Origin of the sequence: Shewanella sp. MMG014 (genome assembly GCF_018100775.1) — a bacterium.
In the GTDB taxonomy this organism is placed as follows: domain Bacteria; phylum Pseudomonadota; class Gammaproteobacteria; order Enterobacterales; family Shewanellaceae; genus Shewanella; species Shewanella japonica.
This window is the reverse complement of the sequence record NZ_JAGJDZ010000005.1, coordinates 73047-90779: the sequence shown is the minus strand read 5'-3', so window position 1 is coordinate 90779 and position 17733 is coordinate 73047. Positions and strand designations below refer to the sequence as shown.

Sequence of the window (17733 nt, the reverse complement as noted above, 5' to 3'; positions counted from 1 at the left end):
AAGCCAGATAGCACTTTGCTGGCTCAACATTTTTGCATTATAGCAATGGCGTAATCACTAGGGTGATATTCGCGGCTGGAAAATGTAAGCTCACATTGGATTTCCAAGGGTTAACATCGGAGTAATCAATTGTGATCGCGTGTTTTTCATTCACCATTAACGCACTGCATCGTGGTTGTTGGCAATCAAAGTCAATCATTTCACCTTGATTAAAATAGCCATTGATCTGCTCATGAGGCCAATATATCAGCTGCATAATTGCCATTAAATACTCAGCTTTAAAATCTTCACCCATTAACACGTTCTGTTGGCTTAACACTTCATCGCCGTTATAGGTGACCGTAAATAATGGCTGTCCAATTGGAGCAAGGCCGACTAAGGCCATTTCTGAGGCGTCTAATGCAAGTTCTGTGAGTAGTTCGTGATGCTTTTCACCATGGGTAAAGCTAATCTTCTGACTTAACACTTGCTCGCTATTGGAGCTGCTTTGTAACAAAGGTGCCAAGCAATAATTCACTTCTGGCGTCAGCTTTACGCAAGTTTGTCGCTGTAGCTGTTGGCTACAGCCTGTGGTTAACATGACGAGTAGTATTCCTATGGCTGGCATTAATTGACGCATGATTAACTCGCTATCGTTTGTTCACGGCACAAATCAACAATCATATTGAGTCGGCGCTCTGAATCTTTAACAAAAGGGTTGTTCGTATCCCAAGCGTAGCCTGCGAGAATGGAACAAATCATTTGTTTAATGGTTTGATTAGGATCGTCGTAAAAAATCACATCTTGGAAGCGTCCGTCATACCAAGCTTGAACATAAGTTCTAAAGGTATTTACGCCAAGCATTAAGGGCTTGGCATAATCTTGCTCCCAATCAACTTGTTCGCCATCGAGCTGCTTCACTAATGTCGTTGCAGCCATTTGTGCTGACTGCATGGCAATGGTGACACCGGATGAAAATACTGGATCTAAAAACTCACCAGCATTACCTAATAGTGCAAATTGAGGCGTGGCTAACGTTGACACATTGGCTGAATAACCTTTTAACGTCGCACATTCTTGCACGACCTTAGCATGGCTTAATAACGCTTTTAAACCAGGCTCTTCGTTAATCAGTTGCCATAATTGCTGCTCTAAATCACCTTGGTGATGTTCAATTAAGTGAGGCTCTGCGACCACCCCAATTGAGCAGCGGCCATTACTGAACGGAATAAGCCAATACCAAATATCTTTTTGTGTCGGATGGACGCTGATGAGAATTTTTTCTCTGTCAAAATTTGCATCAGTAATATTATCGTCAATATGAGTGAATATTGCACTGCGTGAAGGCAGGCTAGATGCTTGCTCAAGATCTAATAACCTTGGAAGCACTCGACCAAAACCGCTGGCATCAAGTACATATTGTGCCGTAATTTGATAACTGTTTGCTTGCTCATCGGTCACCGTTAGCACTGGTGAGGCATGTTGGTTTTCGCCTAAGTCGATAGCATTAACACTATGGCCATAGCGAATCTCTACCCCTTGCGATACCGCTGTATCTGCCAATATCTTATCAAACTGGCCTCGTTGTACCTGAAAGGTGGTGCCAGGACCGGGAGTAAATTTTTCAGTAAAATTAAACGTCGTGTACTGATTATTTCGGCGAAATGCTGCGCCATTTTTAAATTGAAATCCCGCCGCTTCAACCGCTGGCAACATGCCGGCTTGTTCAATAAATTGCATGCAGCAAGGCAATAAACTTTCTCCAATAGAGAATCGAGGGAAGTGCTGCTTTTCTACAACCAATACGCGTTTTCCTTGCTGGTGTAATAAGCTTGCCGCTACTGCGCCGGAAGGGCCTGCGCCAATAATCACTACATCGACGTGCAGATGTTGAGGTAAGTTTGCACTGTTTTCATCCATGCTAGTGCCGAATGGGTTACTTTCCATATTGGGTAACTTCTCTTGTTATAAAGCTAAAATAGGGTCTTGTTATGAAACTGATAAGTGGTGCGAGTAAAAAGGTAAACCCGATCCCAAACAACAATGTTAAGCCAAAATAATGTATCGCATTGGTTTGACTGAGTGCTAACAATCCAAAAGCGAGTAATGTTGAGCAAGCCGACATAAAGACTGCCATCATCACTCCATTAGCCCCTGTCTTTTTGTCCGTTTTTACCGAAGCAAAAAACAAACTGTAATCAATTCCAATACCGAGCACTAAAATTAATGCCAACGCGTGGAACAAACTTAATGGCGAACCGACAATACCCAAACTGGCTAAGGTCAGTAGAATGGAACTGACTGGAACCAGCACAATCGCTGCCGCCAATCTAAGACCAAATCTTACACTAAAGATGACAATAGCGATGGCGCAAACTAGGGCTAACAATTGCAATGTAATGAGCCGAAACTGGCTCATTAATTGAGAAATTTCACCGACTTTATCTACTACAGTAATAGATAATTGGCTGTCATTAACTCGTTGTGTTAACGCTGTTAAATCATTAATCCCGCCGAGTAAGATAATACTGCCATATTGCTGGCTTTGAGAGTGTTCTGATGGTGCTAACCATAATGCCGCTAAATCATCACCTGCAATGTTAAGCACTGCGTTTGGTTCGATGAATTGGCTGCTTGCTTGCTCAAGCTGCTTGAGCAGCGTTGGTTTAATGGATTCATCGATTCCAAGGCCTGCAGTAATGTCATCTAAGTGCTGCAGGTAGAGTGCCTGATATGCTTGATAGTTTTGCTGCTGTTGCAACTTGCTAGGTAAATAGGGGCTTAGGCTAACAAAGCTTTGTATCTCGTTTGCCTCTACTGCTTGGGATAATAGTGATTGAGTCTGTTCAAGCTGAGATAATAAACCTTGTTCGCTATCAGCGCTGGCGAGAATAAACTGATTGTCAGTGCCACCACTCAGTATTTGCCTAAGCTGGTTTTCGGCTTGGATAATGCGATCAGGGCTTTGCTGTAAGTGACGAATATCATCATCGCTACTGAGTTGGGTAAAACCTAAGCCGATAAATAGAGGTATGCCAACCATCATCACTATTGCTGTTTTGGATAGCTTGCGATCAATGGGGCTGATGATGATTGCATTTAACCAATTTAGGTAACGACTTGCCCATGATAATGCCTTAGTCGCGCTAGGTAAGCGATGATTGGCTAATAAAGGATAGGCAAACACTAGGGTTAAATAAGCACCAAACAGGCCTGCAGCGCAAAAGATTGCGACTTGCTGCATGCCGGGAAAAGGGGTTAAACCAATCGCGATAAATGCGATGCTGCTGGTCACTAATGCCAGTGTTAATGCTGGCAATATTCGTTGAATGATTTGAGTGGCCGATTGGTTTTTTAACGCCATTTTTTCACAGTAAAAATGGAAGCTATAGTCGATTGCCACACCAATTAAGCTAGTACCGAATACCAGCGTCAGTAAGTGCATTTCACCAAATAGGGCGAGTGTGGCCACTGTGGCAAATAAAAAGCCGCTAGAAAGGGTTACAACGGCTAGTGACAGTGGCATAACACTTCTAAAAGCGAACCATACTAACAGCATCACGCCAATTAAGGAGATGCTGCCAATGGTTGAAATCTCAAATTTGGCGGTTTCAGTTGCTGCTTGGGCATGAAATAAGGTGCCAGCTTGGATCGTGTTTATCTGAGGATATTGATGACTTATCTCAGCTAAGCTGTCGGTTAGCACTCGGCTTTGTTCTGCTTGCCCTTGAGGACTAAAAGCGCTTTGTACTCCTTTGGCAATCACAATAGCAACGGGCTGAGATTGGCTAGAACCAAGCAGTATTCCTTGTTCAGTGGAAAGCGAGTTGATTGGCGCAAGTGCCAGTAAATTATCAGGAAAAAGCAGTAGTGGGTCTTGCGTTAACAATGCGCTACTGGCAAAACCAAAACCGCTATATAGCTGTTGCTGCGCGGCATTGAGCAATCCTTGCCATTGAGGGGGCAATGGCTTGGGTGTGCTCGACGCTAATAAGGGGGAGCCTTGTGCTGTGACGCCAAGCGTCGATCGTTGTTTTTCTGTCAGTAACATAAACCGCTTTGAGAAATAGTATTCGCTCAAGGTTTGCATGGTATGACTGTCGCCACTACGAACATCAGTAAAGACGCTTGGCTCTTGTTTTAGCTGGTTAATCAGCAGGGTTGCCGCATTAACCGCTTCAGCGTTGTTATCGGCAATCAGGCCGATATAAACTTGATCGGCTAAGCGTTTTTCGACACGGTTTAATGCGGTTTGGGTCAGTGGCGCTTCTGATATTTTAGGCAGCATCGCCAAAATATTACTTTGAATCGTCGCACCGGCTTGCCATAAATTTATCCCATATCCACTGACGAGGATGATGAGTAAACACCAAACGATAAAGCGTGATAATGCGTGTTGCGGTGAGTTAAACCAGCTGGCAAGGCGTGACATTATTGACCCTCTGTCACGGATGATGTGGGTTTAAGGTCAAATTGTTGTAAATCCATTTTGCTAAGGGTTGGGCTGACATGCGCAAACTCGATAACGGTTTTATCTCCGCTCAATTGGTCTTTTTCGGCGATTGTTGGCTTTTCTGACAGCATGGTAAGGCGATGTATTTGCTGCTGTCCTTCGAGCACCATAGCCCCGATGGCTTTAGCAATTAGCGGGTCTTTGGCCACTAACCCCAGTTGCCAATATGGGTTGGATTGGTCAATATTGGGGGCCATGTATAGATGAAAATCTTTAGCTAACGCATCAACGTCCCCAGTGAGAAGACCTTGCATTAATTGCGGTAGTTGCTCTGCCATGGCTGAACTGGTTTGGTTTGCTGTTGTTTGTTGAATATTGCCCAAGCTGTCTTGTTGAAAAAGGGTATTTTGCTTCAATAACAAGGTGCTTTTAAAAGGGGTTTGCTGTTGCCATAGTAAGCCAATATCTTGGCTAAACATAAACTGACCAGCACTTTTTAGTGGACGTTTTAACACCGCTAAATGGCGAGTTTGTTGAAACTGCCCCTTGGCTTGCGTCCCGAGTTGTAGTTGGCTCGCAAGATGGGTTAACTGCTCGTTGGAGGCGGTCGTATTAAAGAGAGTGACAACTTGCGCTGCGCTGAGTGCTGTTGGCTGTATTTTTTTAGGGACTGTATTAGCGGGTAGGCTTGTCTGTGTGGTGTCGACGACACTTTGCTCGCTTGTTTGAGCTTGCTTAAGCTCAAAGCCATTCGTCTTGTCTGCGCCATTGCCATATGCGTAAGTTTGACCTACTAGCAGGAAAAATACGAGTACACAGTAACAACCGCCTAGGGACTTCATGACGCACTCACCTTTAGCGATGATATTAGCGATGATAATCGCTCACGTTCTTGAATGAGCTCATCAGTGAGGCTTGATTCATCCAGTAATGGAAGGATTCTCGCGCGAAAGATATCTGGAGTAACGAAACACAACTCTTCAGTGTTAATCTCAACGGCAGCCTGAATGGTATAGCCTTTGGTGATGCGTTGCTGGGTGTCAGCATCTTTAATTTGATAATTAATCCGTAATCGATTTTCCCATTCAACAATTGCGGCATGGACAATGAGCTTTTGATCAAAGGTGCTACTTTTTACATATTTAAGCTGGGTATCAACAATCGGCCAAGCATAGCCCGAATTCATCATTTGACGATAGTTATAGCCAAGTTCGTCAAGTAACTTACAACGGGCAACCTCGAAATAGCGTAAGTAGTTACCATGCCAAGTGATGCCCATAGAGTCGACATCATGAAAAGGCACTATCATTTCTAATTCAGTGCTAAAAATGGCTTTCATTGTTAACAGACCTCCCACTCACCAAGCTGAATCTTGCTAACAGTTTGACGTAAAACGGCTTCAAGTGGGCGATCTTCGGTTAATAACTCAAAGTCTGCACTGACTTGCTGAACGGTTTTCGCCAAAGAAGGGGTTAATGATTCTTCTGCCAACTCTTGTTGAGCAATTCGCAGGTGAATACCTTGAGTCATCGCGAGCAGTGCAGCAGCTGCGACTTGTTCAGTCAACTGTAATACTCGCATACAGTCTCGAGCTGCAATGGTGCCCATACTGACTTTGTCTTGGTTGTGGCATTCAGTTGAGCGTGAAAAAACACTGGCTGGCATGGTATTTTTAAGTGCCTCTGCAGTCCAAGCGGATACGCCAATTTGTACTGCTTTAAAGCCATGGTTAATGGATTGTCGTGCGCCAGTTGCTGCAGATAAATTAGCAGGTAACCCATTGTTGAATTTAGGATCCATGACTAAGGCCATTTGACGGTCAATTAAATCAGCTAAATTAGCAACAGTATTTTTCATTGAATCCATGACAAAGGCTATGTGGCCACCATAGAAATGACCACCGTGAAGAATATGCTCTCCTTCACCATCGACAATCGGGTTGTCATTAGCACTGTTTAATTCAGTTTCAATAAACTGACGCATAAAAGGTAATGCATCTTGTAGTACGCCAATAATATGTGGAGCACAGCGAATCGAGTAGCGATCTTGCAGTCTGTCAGAGTTTCTTGGATGGGTATGGTGATTTAAGTCTTCACGAATCCAGGTGGCAATTTGGTTTTGGCCTGGATGAGGCTTAGCGTCAAATAAAATATCATCAAAGTGGTTCGAGTTTCCTTTGAGCGTTAATGATGCCATGGCAGTGATACGACTTGATAATCGTGCCAAGTACTGAGCTCGGTCATACGCTAAACAAGCTAAAGCCGTCATAACCGCAGTGCCATTCATTAAGGCTAAACCTTCTTTTGGACGAAGGGTTAATGGCACAATATTTAGCTCAGCGTATACGTCTTTTGTAGCGCGACGTTGACCTTGATATGTCACTTCTCGCTCACCGACTAAAACGGCTGCTAAATAAGATAACGGGGTTAAATCACCACTTGCACCTACCGATCCTTCTTCTGGTATTACTGGGCAAATGTCTAAATTCAGTAGTAGCTCAATACGCTGTAATAACTCGTAAGTGACACCTGATTTACCAACAGCCAAGGAATTGAGACGACAAGCCATAATGGCACGCGACTGCATTGGCGAGAATATATCTCCTAAACCACAGCCGTGAAAACGTGATAAATGCAGCGGTAGCTCGTGGACTAAATCTAATCCGACTGTCACAGTACATGAGTCGCCATAACCGGTTGTTACCCCGTAAACCACACCTTCTTCATGTAAGAGACTATCAATAAAGCGTGCGCCTTTTTGAATGTACTCTTGGTATTGCTGGCTATCATTTAGCTTTACTGGTGCGCCTTTTGCGACACTGACAACTTGCTCTAAGCTAATAGATTGCTGACCGAAAGCGACCGTTGCCAAAGTTGCAGCTGAAGAAGTGGTTGATTGGCTCATGGTATTACTGTTCCTGCTTGAAATTGGGATTGCTTGAATGTGAGGGCGACGACAGCTCAGTCGAAGGTGTCACTTCTGTGGGGCCTGAATCTCTTTGGGAGTCTTCATCACGGCGCCAAAAATCGTAAAAATTAAACCATTGCAATGGTTGTTGTGTTGCAAAGTGCTCAAGTCGGCGGCTATATTCTGTCGCCGCGTCAGCTAATCGCTCTGTTCGTCCTTTACGAGGCCCTTTTAAACTGTCTGACAAGTGTTCGACATGGACACGATAACGACCATGCTCTTGTAAACAAAACATAGTGTAAACCGGACAATCAAGTAGCCCTGCTAGAATAAAGGGGCCTTGTGGGAATGCGGCTTGTTGATCAATAAAGTCGTTATAAAAAACGCGACCTGCAGTATCAGATGAGGTGCGGTCTGCTGCGATAACGACTAATTCTCCAGCGGCAATTTTGTCTTGTAATAGCATCGCCGTGCTTGGTCCCAATTCATTGACTTGAATCAGATTTAAACCACTATTTGGGTTTAATTGTTTTAGCACGTTATTAAAGTTTTCTGCATGACTGGTCAGCACCATAACATTGACTTTGACTTGTTGCTGGTGGATTGAGATCGCACGGCAAAGTTCAAGGTTACCTAAGTGAGACACCAATAATACTGCACCTTGGCCAGATGCCACTTGGTCTGCTAAAACGTGTCTGTCAGGAAAGTCTACCTGTGCCAGTTTAATACGATCGCACCATGCATCGATTCTATCCAGTGCCGCATTTCCAAAAGCAAAAAAGTGCTTCAGGCTGTCTCGCCATGTAACAGGATCAGATAATTGTTCATGCTGCGGATGTTTACGCTTAACTCGACGTAAAAAGTCCATGGAGGCGTTTCTTGCGGTTACGCCAGTAAGGAAGAAGTAGCAAATCACAGGGTACATGATTGCTCTACAAAGCCAATGACCGCCTAAACGATAGCTGTCAGCAATGAGCTTAATGCCCCAATAACTGCCACGCTCACCCATAGCTGACCAGTGTTTATTAGCGTTTTTTTTTGACAGAATTTGCGGCAAACGTTTTAGCATCCCGAAAAATAAGCCGGTATGCATTGCTGAAATGCGGACATTATCTTTAATACCTTGAAAGTGACTAATGCCATCTTCAGGGTAAATCACCTTGGTAGAAATATGCTTGATTGGTACACCTTGCCAGTGCAGCTTGACCATAATTTCAATATCAAAGTCCATGCGCTCGCCTAGCGCTTGCTGTTTAAATAACTGCTCTGTAGCAGCAAGAGGGTAAACCCTAAAACCGCACATTGAGTCTTGAATATCAAAACTTAGGGTCTCAACCCACACCCAAAAGTGGGTGATATAACGGCCATATAAACGCCCTTTAGGAACTGACTCATCATATTCGGGTTTGCCTGAAATCAACGCAAGAGGCTGTTCTGATGCGGCTTCAATCATGGCTGGAATATCATCTAGACAGTGCTGACCGTCGGCATCAATTTGCAAAGCATGGCTATAGCCATCTGCATAAGCTGCCCGCAGACCTGTGGTGACTGCTGCGCCTTTACCTCGATTAAAGGGATGCGTTAGTAAGGTTACCCAATCATACTTATCTGCTAATGATTGCAATAAATAACGCGTTTCATCATTACTACCATCGTTAACTAAATAACAAGGTAAGCCTATAGGTGCTAAAGCGATTAATGTGTCAGCAATGGCTTGTTGATGATTATAATTGGGAATAATCAGAGCCAGTTTCATGATTGGCCATCCCTATTGCATGTTGCAGAGGCCAAAGCTAATGCGATGCGGCCTGAAGCATACCGTTTGTCACCATCACGGTAACTAAAGGTTAATTTTGACTTGGCGGCATTGTGGCTAATGAATAGCTCAACTTCAGTATCAGGTAACATTAATTGTTGAAACTTAAGCACTTCTAGCGTGGCAACGGTAGGCTCGTAACCAAATGCTTGGCAGCCAAGCTGAATTGCCCAATCAAGTTGGGTGACGCCAGGTAATACGGCTTGTTCTTCAAAGTGGCCTTTAAAATAATCTAACTCGGCAGACACAAAGATCCGCCAACAGATCTCATCTTCATTGCTGTGTTGCGCTAATATTTGGGGTAACGCTGATTTAATCATCATTGAATACTGCTAATAGATCGGTTTGTACACGCTTACCCTGTGCGTTAAGCGGTAATGTATCAGGATAGCGCCAGCGGCGTGGTAACGTGACTCGTTCGAACTGACTTAATAGATGCTTTTTAAGGTGATTATTGACACTTAATTTACCGGCATCATCAAGCTGCTCTAATCCTTCTTCAGATAAGCAAATTGCCGCACCTAGCATGATTCTTGGCTCGGTTAGCTGAATCACTGCAGCTTCTTTCACAAACGGATGAGTGCAGAGCAAGCCTTCCATTTGCGCTAGAGATAAACGTTTTTCTTCCACCTTTACGATGCGGTCGAGTCGGTGTAACAAGGTAAAACGGCCATCTTCAGCTAATTCAATCTTGTCATCACACTTCATCCATCCATTACTGGCAGGTAAATAAGGTGATTTGAGCATCAATGCGCCATCTTCATCATTCTCACATATCTCAACGCAGCTGAAAGGAAGCCAAGTTCTGTTTGGCTCCATTTGACGTCGATAGGCAATACCGCCAGTTTCTGTGCTGCCAAAGACCTCTATAGGGAACTGACCATAGCAGGTATGAATGTGCTGAGAGGCATCGTATGACAAAGGGCCACCTGAACTGAAAATCAGACTTGGTGCTAACTGTTGTTGTTCAAACTCTAAAGCTTCTGGCAAGCGTGATAATTGGGCAGGGCTACTTATCAAGCATAAGTTCGGCATTAAGGCGATGTAGTAACTTAAGGTTTCAGGGTATTCAACGAGATCACTTAAAAACGGACGACTTGCAGCTAAAGGCCACAATATTTTGAATAACAAACCATAAATATGTTGATGTGAAACGGTAGAAATAACGCTGCACTGTGGCAGTCGAGATGCAAAGGTTTGTTCTAAAATGCTGACTTCAGCATCCAGTTGTTCAATTGACTTTGCAATGGCTTTAGGTTCGCCGCTACTCCCTGATGTGAATAAAACTAACTCGCCAATTTGGCTGGTTTCAGGCCAAGATTTATTGGCAAGGCCGAGCTCTTTTTTAAGCAAAATAAATTGCTTAACTTCACTAAGAGGCTGATCTGAAATTACCCCATCAAAGGCATGGTTTAGCTCAGTTAGCGTGCCACCTTGGATATTAGCGGGCAAAACCACTTGCTTACCTGCAAGCAAGGCTGCACACATGCCAGCAGCAAATAAATCACTGGTTTCAGCTGCGAGTAACCAACGTTTGATTGGGCTGGCATTAAGTTGTTCAAATAGATGGGCAACATGGGCTGTAAACAGTGAACCCGTCACAATGTCATGATGATTGAAACTAATTAATTGTTGCGTTTTAGGGCCATTATGTAGCCAGTTTATCAGCAAGTTATTCATGTTTTTTCAACCAAAATTTGCGATATAACCATTCTCCACCGAGTAATAAACCCATGAGGATATAGGCAATGAATCCATTATAAAGCGTCCACCATTCAAGCGAGGCAAACTGTGCAGTGTAGAGCGCGAAACTGCCATTGATGATAAATAATCCACACCATAAACGGGTGACATTATTTAAATAACCAATGGCCGAATCAGGTAAATCTGGTTCTTTTAATCTGGCCAAACGTTCAATCATACTTGGGCCTTGTTTTAGTGAGTAACTAAATAGCCCTAGCATGGTGAGGTTTATCACCACTGGGTAGAACAGTAACCAATCATTGCGTTTAGCAATAAAGCTCGCCGCTGTGAGTCCAATGCCCACCAGTAGCGGCAGCGCCATAGACTTAAGTTGTTGCTTACTCAGCGCAAGTCGCGCAATTAATACAGCACAAAGTAGTAATGCTATTGTGCCTGGTGGTAAGAACTGCAAACCTAAATACACCGCTATCGGGTAGCAAATAAGTGCGATGGCGGTGATAATTTGCAGTACTAGCACCATTAATCTTTCATTAAACCTTCAATCGCATTAACGACATCTTCAACTGTACGCACTGTTTTAAATTGCTCTGGTTGAATCTTTTTTCCGGTCATTTGTTGAAGCTTTATCACTAAATCCACAGCATCAATACTGTCTAAATCAAGTGCTTCATAAAGTGAAGCATCTAAGGTGATATCTTCTGCTTCAATTTCAAAATCATCGACTAAAATTTGCGTCAACATGTCTAGGATTTGATCACGATTTTCCATGATGACTCCTAAGAACGCTGTGATTCAATAAAGCTAGCTAAGCTTGCTACGCTGTAAAAGTGTGCTTTAGTTGCTTCAGAGTTAGCTTCTATTTTGATATCGAATTGCTTTTTAATTGCTAAACCTAGCTCAAGCGCATCGATTGAGTCTAATCCTAAGCCTTCACCAAATAGTGGTGCGTCAGTTTCAATATCGTCGATACTGACATCTTCTAAGTCGAGGCAGTCAATAATGAGCTGCTTAATTTCGTTGTGTAAATTCATATTAATATTCTAATTGTGATTGGTGTAATTAATGTTTGCTCATGTTGCGTAATGGCGGTAATGCTGTGAGTTGCTCAGCGTAATACTGGTGTAACTCTCTTGTCAGAACTCTGGCCATTTTAGCTTCATTGTTTTGACTAGCATCATACCTTAGGTACTCAAAAGGTGCGCCCATTTCTACAGACATATTGATTGTTTGCCTTGGTAGTTCGTACCAAGGTTGCTGTTTTGTCAGTCCGGCCACATCAATACGAAGTATGACAGGCATGATATCAGTTTGTGTACGTAATGCGATATTTGCAGCGCCACGTGCAAATGGATTTGTTTTAGCTCCCACAAGGGTACGAGTGCCTTCTGGGAAAATAATTAAGTTTGTATCTGTTGCTAACACTTGCTGACAGTCTTTTAGTAACAAGTCTGCACCACGATTAGGAATATAACCTGCTGATGCTAATACACCGCGTATAAAGGGGTTGCGCCATAATCCTTGTTTAACAATACAACCGGCATTGGGCATTAAACTGATTAACACCACCACATCAACTAAGGTTGGGTGGTTAGCCACCACTATCACTCCTTTTGCCTCGCTTAAGCTAGGGAGCGTTTTGGTACTGACTTTAATGACACCGGTTGCACTGAGCATCCACACAAAACCTTTAAACATAATGTGGACCGCTTTTTGTACTCTGGCAATTCGTTGCTGTTTTGTACCCGGCCACAAACGTAATATAGGTAAAACAGTGAGCGAGCTTAATAGTCCACCTAAACCAAAAACAACATAACATAAGGTGCCACCTATCCAACGAGGTACATATGCTAGCCCCGTTAAGTAAGGGGCGGGTTCAGGGAACTCTACTGCGCTGTTTTTATTCGTCATACTCTGCAACTTATAATATCAGCGACTTTCATGTCGCTGGGTCGTGTGGTCATGACCTAATTGAGGGGTCAATTGCCACTGCCAATGAGCCAATTGACCTGTTAGCGAAGTTTGCGAAGCAATAGCATGAATAAATTGCGCATAACTGATTGGCTGGGACTCGTATGTATTGCCGTTTGATAGCGTCAATTGACCTAGAACAGTGCGCTGATGCTCAGTGCTGTTGGCTGGGGCAAGATATAAGCCCATTGCCAAAGGTAATTCATATTCTTGGGTGTATTGATTGTAAATAGGCGGGACAGGATCGTCACCAAAGACAAGCAGAACCGGTTCAGGGTTTTCAGCTAGCTGCGCAAATACTTCAATCATGGCTTGGGATAGGCTTTCTTCACCTGCTGCAACAGAAGTTGAAGCTGCGGTATTGCCACTCACTATACCGTAAATGCCACTGGCTGTGTTGTGTACTGACTGGCTGAAAGCTAATGGAGAAAGCGCTTCTTTATCAACAATATCTTGTAATAAACCCAGTGTGCGAGTGAGTTCGCCATGACGAGAAGCAAACACGCTGCGGCAATGTTTTGCGGGTTGGCAGTCATGGGCTGCAGTCAGCATCATTTTAGTTAAGCGGCTAAAACGGCGACGTTGCATGGCTGGCACGTGAGCTAAAGCGGGAGAGGTTTTATTTTCTGTAGTCGGGGTGACAGCATTAGCCCATTGGCGCCAGCTTTCTTTATCTTGAAAGTCTAGAGACCATGCGCCCCATGAAAGAATATCAAATACTAATTGCACTACATTGCCTCTGGTACGACTCAGGTATCCCTTGCTGAGATGGCCACATCGATAGGGTTTGGACGCTATGAATATGGCAGCTTGTTGTTAATTTAATAACGTCAGCAATTGTACCGTAATATTTAGCATCACAAAAACAAAAAATAGCGACATAAGGTCGCTATTTTGTGGGTGCTTGAACTGCAAACCTGATCGAGTAACTTGCTCTTATTAGATTAGGGTTTGGCAGCGATAGGTTGGCTAGTACTAAAAATACCTACCAAAGCTAGTTGTTTAGCTGTTGTTTAAGCTTTCTTACAGCACCTTTGATTTTCTTGGTATTTTCAGGCCCCATGCGCACCATTAATTTTTGAATGTTGGGTAGCGACTCAAGTTTAGGGTCAACAAATAAATAGTTAACACTGATTGATGACAGCTCAATTGGATCTTCGATAATAGGGGCTGCCAAAATCACATCAAATGCTTCTACCATGCGTTCATTGAAGCTCATGTCACTATAACCAAGTTCTTCGAATGCTTCGTCAAATAAAGGCGATAATTCTTCAAAAGTACTGATTAGCTGTTCATCATTCATGCCCGCTATCATGTCTGCATAGAGATCATAACGGTGGTAGCTGTCTGGGTTTAAGTAGATTTTGTCGGTAATTTCACTGACGCTAAAGCTGTCTTTAGGACCTTTCAAAGGGCTGGCTTTATGAATGACTTCACCTTGTGCCATGTTGTCGACAAATACCACAAACTGGCGAGCAATGTCTTTTTTAAGGATGATGGATTCGATTTTCATTCCATCAGCCATTTCAATGGTTTTTTGCTCTACAAAATCATCACTTTCGGTCAGTGCTGGTAATGGTTCAACGACCACTTCAGGTTCTGTTGGAATGGTTTCGGTCGGCTCAACCACTTCTGGTTCAACAATCACTTCTTCAATTGGCTCTTGCTCGATGGGCTGTTCAGGCACCGGCTCTGGCAATTGTACTGGTGTTGGGGCTATCACCTCAGGTTCAGACGGCTCTGACGTGAAATAGAAATAACCTGCACCAGCCAAAATAACGGCAATGGTTACGCCGATAACACCTGCATTGCTGCCACCTGCACGGCTCGATTGTGGTGTTGTTCTGTCTTCTTGATTGACTTGCATTTCTATTCCTTAGCTTTAAACATCAAAAGTGGAACTGAACACGAGATAAATATTGTTTAGCCTCAAGCTCATCACTCATTCTGCAATATTATTAACGCTTGTCTAGTGATACTAGACCTAAGTTAACAATAATTTATGCTTGTACGTATTGCTGGCGATCACCTAACCAACGGTGAATGATGCCATCAACATTTTCAGGTACTTGTCGCATGACATGTGCGGCAAGTTTTTGGGTGTTTTCAATTAAATACTGGTCTCTGACCAAATCTGCTATTTTCATTTCTGCCAGCCCAGTTTGACGAGTGCCGAGCACTTCACCTGGGCCGCGGATCTCTAAATCTTTTTGGGCAATAACAAAACCGTCATTACTCGACCTTAATACACCAAGTCGCTTTGTTGCTGTTTGCGACAATGGCGCTTTGTAAAGCAGTAGGCAATGACTCACGACTGAGCCGCGACCGACACGACCACGTAATTGGTGTAATTGCGCTAAGCCCAGCCTTTCGGGGTTTTCAATGATCATCAAACTGGCATTGGGTACATCAACACCAACTTCAATCACAGTGGTTGCCACTAGTAAATGTAGCTCACCCGCTTTAAATTGAGCCATTATTTGCTGTTTTTCTGCGCTTTTCATTCGTCCATGCACCAGACCAATATTGAGCTCTGGTAATAAACGACTGAGTTCTTCTGCTGTATCTTCAGCAGCTTGGCATTCCAGCACTTCAGATTCTTCAATTAAGGTGCAGACCCAATAAATTTGTCGATTGTCGTTTAAGGCTGCTTGCTTGACCCGCTCAATGACTTCATCACGGCGATTATCACTCACAGCAACTGTACTGACAGGCGTTCTGCCAGGTGGTAGCTCATCAATGATAGAGGTTTCTAAGTCTGCATAAGCTGTCATTGCTAACGTGCGAGGTATCGGAGTGGCTGTCATGATCAATTGATGAGGATGAAAACCTTGGCTAATGCCTTTTTCACGTAGGCCCAACCGTTGATGCACTCCAAAGCGATGCTGCTCATCGATAATTATCAGTGCTAATTTGTCAAAACTGACTTGTTCTTGGAAGATGGCGTGGGTGCCAATGACCATATTGGCGCTACCATCAGCGATATCCGCTAGTGATTGAGCCCTTGCCTTGCCTTTTAGTTTACCTGCAAGCCAGCCGACTTTTAGTCCGAGCGGCTCAAACCACGCTGCAAAATTAATGGCATGTTGTTCAGCCAGCAATTCGGTGGGTGCCATCATCGCCACTTGGTAGCCATTTTCAATGGCTTGTAGCGCTGCCAGTGCAGCAACTAAGGTTTTTCCTGAACCGACATCACCTTGCACTAAACGCATCATTGGTGTTGGTTTCTCAATATCTTGGCTTATGTCTGCACCCACTCGCTGTTGAGCCCCTGTGGGTTTGAAGGGCAGGGCTTTTAAAAACGGGTTTAGTAGTTGGCCTGTTGCCGAAAGCGTGACAGCTTTATCAAGGTTGTTACGTTGACGCAGCTTTAGCATACTTAAATTGTGCGCCAATAACTCTTCTTGTACTAACCGCTGCTGAGCAGGATGCATCCCCATCTCCAAGTCAGCTTGTTCGATGTCATTGGGAGGTCTATGTATTAACTGTAAAGCATGGCTAATACTCATATTATTGGGCTGTAACTCGGCGGGGAGCAACTCGGTTAACCCGCCGTGAGTTAGGTGAGTCAGAGCTTGTTCGGTTAGTTTAATCCAACTGGCTTGTTTAAGACCTTCTGTTGAAGGGTAAATGGGGGTCAGTGAATCACTTAATGCTGGATTCTCGCCTTCTTTGATTATCTTGTATTCGGGATGAATAATCTCAAAGTGTCTTTTACCGCGCTTAATTTCACCATAAGCGCGAATAATCGCGCCGTTTTGCATGCCATTACGTTGGGCAACTGAAAAGTTAAAGAAACGTAGGGTTAGCATTCCTGTGTCGTCTGCAATAGTGCAGGTCAGCATGCGTTTGCGGCCAGGGACAATTTGGGTAGAAATGATTTCTGCTTCGACAGTGCCATACATGGCAGGATATAAACTCGCAATAGGATAGATTTGGGTGCGATCTTCGTAGCGCATAGGCAGATGAAACAGCACATCTTGTACTGTTTTAATGCCCAGCTTATCGAGTTTTTCAGCGACTTTTTTGGCTACGCCTTTTAAGTCGGTAATAGGAACCTGATCCAATGGTTGCAAATCCACAATGCCTTCATATTGTCGAGTGTTGGCGCTATCATGCTAGCAAGGGTTAACAGAGTTATCCAATAAGTTATACAGTTCACTATCGAGTGAGAATGCTTGCTAGAGACAATAGTACTGTAAATATATACAGATATTTATGCCTATCTTAGCAGAGTTTGAATACAAGGCAATAATATTCCCCTTTTTGGCAGCTAAGCAACGCTATAACCAGCCTTTTTGTTTAGCGATACGGGCAGCATCAATACGATTACTGGCATTAAGCTTACTGATCGCTTCAGACAAGTAATTCCTGACTGTCCCTTCGGCAATGAACAGCTTCGCGGCAATATCACTGGTAGATAATCCTTCGCTGGCAAATCGTAACGCTTTTCGTTCCTTATCATTTAGCGGATCAATATCCCCGATGGCACTGATTGCAAGCTCTGGATCGATCACCTTTTTGCCAGCCATGACCTGCTTGATTGCCGATAATAAACTTTCTGTGGGGGCATCTTTTAATAAAAAGCCATCGACGCCACAGCCAAGCGCTCGCTTGATATAACCGGCTCGACCAAAGGTGGTTAAGATAATGACTTTGGTTTGCAGTGCTGCACCATGCTGTTCTTTAAGCCATTGTGCTAATTCAAGGCCTGTATGCCCTGGCATTTCGATGTCACTGAGCAGTAAATCAAACGAGTGTTGTTTGAGTAACGCAATAGCCTGAGTGCCGTCTTCGGCTTCTGTGACTTCAACTGGGCCAATGGTTTCATCATTGCTAAGAGTGAGCAGTGCTGAAAGCGCTCCTCTCACCATAGCTTGATCCTCTGCCAGTAAAATTTTCATGA

At 43.8% G+C, this 17733-nt stretch carries 17 protein-coding genes; all 17 read right to left on the bottom strand.

Translation table 11 applies throughout. The features are described 5' to 3' along the window. Window positions 1-37: 37 nt before the first annotated feature. Window positions 38-619 (bottom strand): DUF3261 domain-containing protein, encoded by a 582-nt coding sequence (locus tag J8L86_RS09620; RefSeq protein WP_211030056.1) that lies wholly within the window; start codon window positions 617-619, stop codon window positions 38-40. A 2-nt stretch (window positions 620-621) separates the two neighbouring features. Further along, window positions 622-1899, bottom strand: a complete 1278-nt coding sequence (locus J8L86_RS09615) for an NAD(P)/FAD-dependent oxidoreductase (protein ID WP_211030276.1) — start codon at window positions 1897-1899, stop codon at window positions 622-624. Between the two features lie 16 nt (window positions 1900-1915). Further along, entirely contained in the window at window positions 1916-4411 is a 2496-nt protein-coding gene (locus J8L86_RS09610; protein ID WP_211030054.1) for a transporter permease, read from the bottom strand. Then, window positions 4411-5274, bottom strand: a complete 864-nt coding sequence (locus tag J8L86_RS09605) for an outer membrane lipoprotein carrier protein LolA (RefSeq protein ID WP_211030053.1) — start codon at window positions 5272-5274, stop codon at window positions 4411-4413. The genes J8L86_RS09610 and J8L86_RS09605 overlap by 1 nt, the downstream gene beginning before the upstream one ends. Next, window positions 5271-5771 (bottom strand): acyl-CoA thioesterase, encoded by a 501-nt coding sequence (locus J8L86_RS09600; protein WP_211030051.1) that lies wholly within the window; start codon window positions 5769-5771, stop codon window positions 5271-5273. The genes J8L86_RS09605 and J8L86_RS09600 overlap by 4 nt, the downstream gene beginning before the upstream one ends. Window positions 5772-5773: 2 nt before the next feature. Next, window positions 5774-7336, bottom strand: a complete 1563-nt coding sequence (locus tag J8L86_RS09595; RefSeq protein WP_211030049.1) for an aromatic amino acid ammonia-lyase — start codon at window positions 7334-7336, stop codon at window positions 5774-5776. Window positions 7337-7340: 4 nt separating this feature from the next. Next, a complete protein-coding gene (locus tag J8L86_RS09590) occupies window positions 7341-9095 on the bottom strand; it encodes a glycosyltransferase family 2 protein (protein WP_065110117.1) in 1755 nt (584 codons plus the stop codon). Further along, the gene (locus tag J8L86_RS09585) at window positions 9092-9475 is read right to left on the bottom strand and encodes a thioester dehydrase (RefSeq protein ID WP_211030274.1); all 384 of its coding nucleotides are present in this window, start codon (window positions 9473-9475) and stop codon (window positions 9092-9094) included. The genes J8L86_RS09590 and J8L86_RS09585 overlap by 4 nt, the downstream gene beginning before the upstream one ends. Then, the gene (locus J8L86_RS09580; RefSeq protein ID WP_211030047.1) at window positions 9468-10835 is read right to left on the bottom strand and encodes an AMP-binding protein; all 1368 of its coding nucleotides are present in this window, start codon (window positions 10833-10835) and stop codon (window positions 9468-9470) included. Before J8L86_RS09580 ends, J8L86_RS09585 begins: the two co-directional genes overlap by 8 nt. Continuing rightward, complete coding sequence (locus J8L86_RS09575; RefSeq protein ID WP_065110115.1) at window positions 10828-11379, bottom strand: hypothetical protein; 552 nt, start codon at window positions 11377-11379, stop codon at window positions 10828-10830. Before J8L86_RS09575 ends, J8L86_RS09580 begins: the two co-directional genes overlap by 8 nt. Further along, on the bottom strand, window positions 11379-11627 hold the full coding sequence (locus J8L86_RS09570) for an acyl carrier protein (RefSeq protein WP_065110114.1): 249 nt from the start codon (window positions 11625-11627) through the stop codon (window positions 11379-11381). The genes J8L86_RS09575 and J8L86_RS09570 overlap by 1 nt, the downstream gene beginning before the upstream one ends. An 8-nt stretch (window positions 11628-11635) precedes the next feature. Further along, complete coding sequence (locus tag J8L86_RS09565; RefSeq protein WP_055025258.1) at window positions 11636-11890, bottom strand: phosphopantetheine-binding protein; 255 nt, start codon at window positions 11888-11890, stop codon at window positions 11636-11638. A 28-nt stretch (window positions 11891-11918) separates the two neighbouring features. Beyond that, entirely contained in the window at window positions 11919-12767 is an 849-nt protein-coding gene (locus J8L86_RS09560) for a lysophospholipid acyltransferase family protein (protein ID WP_211030045.1), read from the bottom strand. Between the two features lie 18 nt (window positions 12768-12785). Beyond that, window positions 12786-13556 (bottom strand): beta-ketoacyl synthase chain length factor, encoded by a 771-nt coding sequence (locus J8L86_RS09555; RefSeq protein ID WP_211030043.1) that lies wholly within the window; start codon window positions 13554-13556, stop codon window positions 12786-12788. Between the two features lie 265 nt (window positions 13557-13821). Next, the gene (locus J8L86_RS09550; protein WP_211030041.1) at window positions 13822-14694 is read right to left on the bottom strand and encodes a DUF3014 domain-containing protein; all 873 of its coding nucleotides are present in this window, start codon (window positions 14692-14694) and stop codon (window positions 13822-13824) included. Window positions 14695-14827: 133 nt separating this feature from the next. Beyond that, entirely contained in the window at window positions 14828-16903 is a 2076-nt protein-coding gene (gene recG, locus J8L86_RS09545; RefSeq protein WP_211030272.1) for an ATP-dependent DNA helicase RecG, read from the bottom strand. Between the two features lie 207 nt (window positions 16904-17110). Then, the gene (locus tag J8L86_RS09540; protein ID WP_211030039.1) at window positions 17111-17731 is read right to left on the bottom strand and encodes a response regulator transcription factor; all 621 of its coding nucleotides are present in this window, start codon (window positions 17729-17731) and stop codon (window positions 17111-17113) included. Window positions 17732-17733 lie beyond the last annotated feature (2 nt).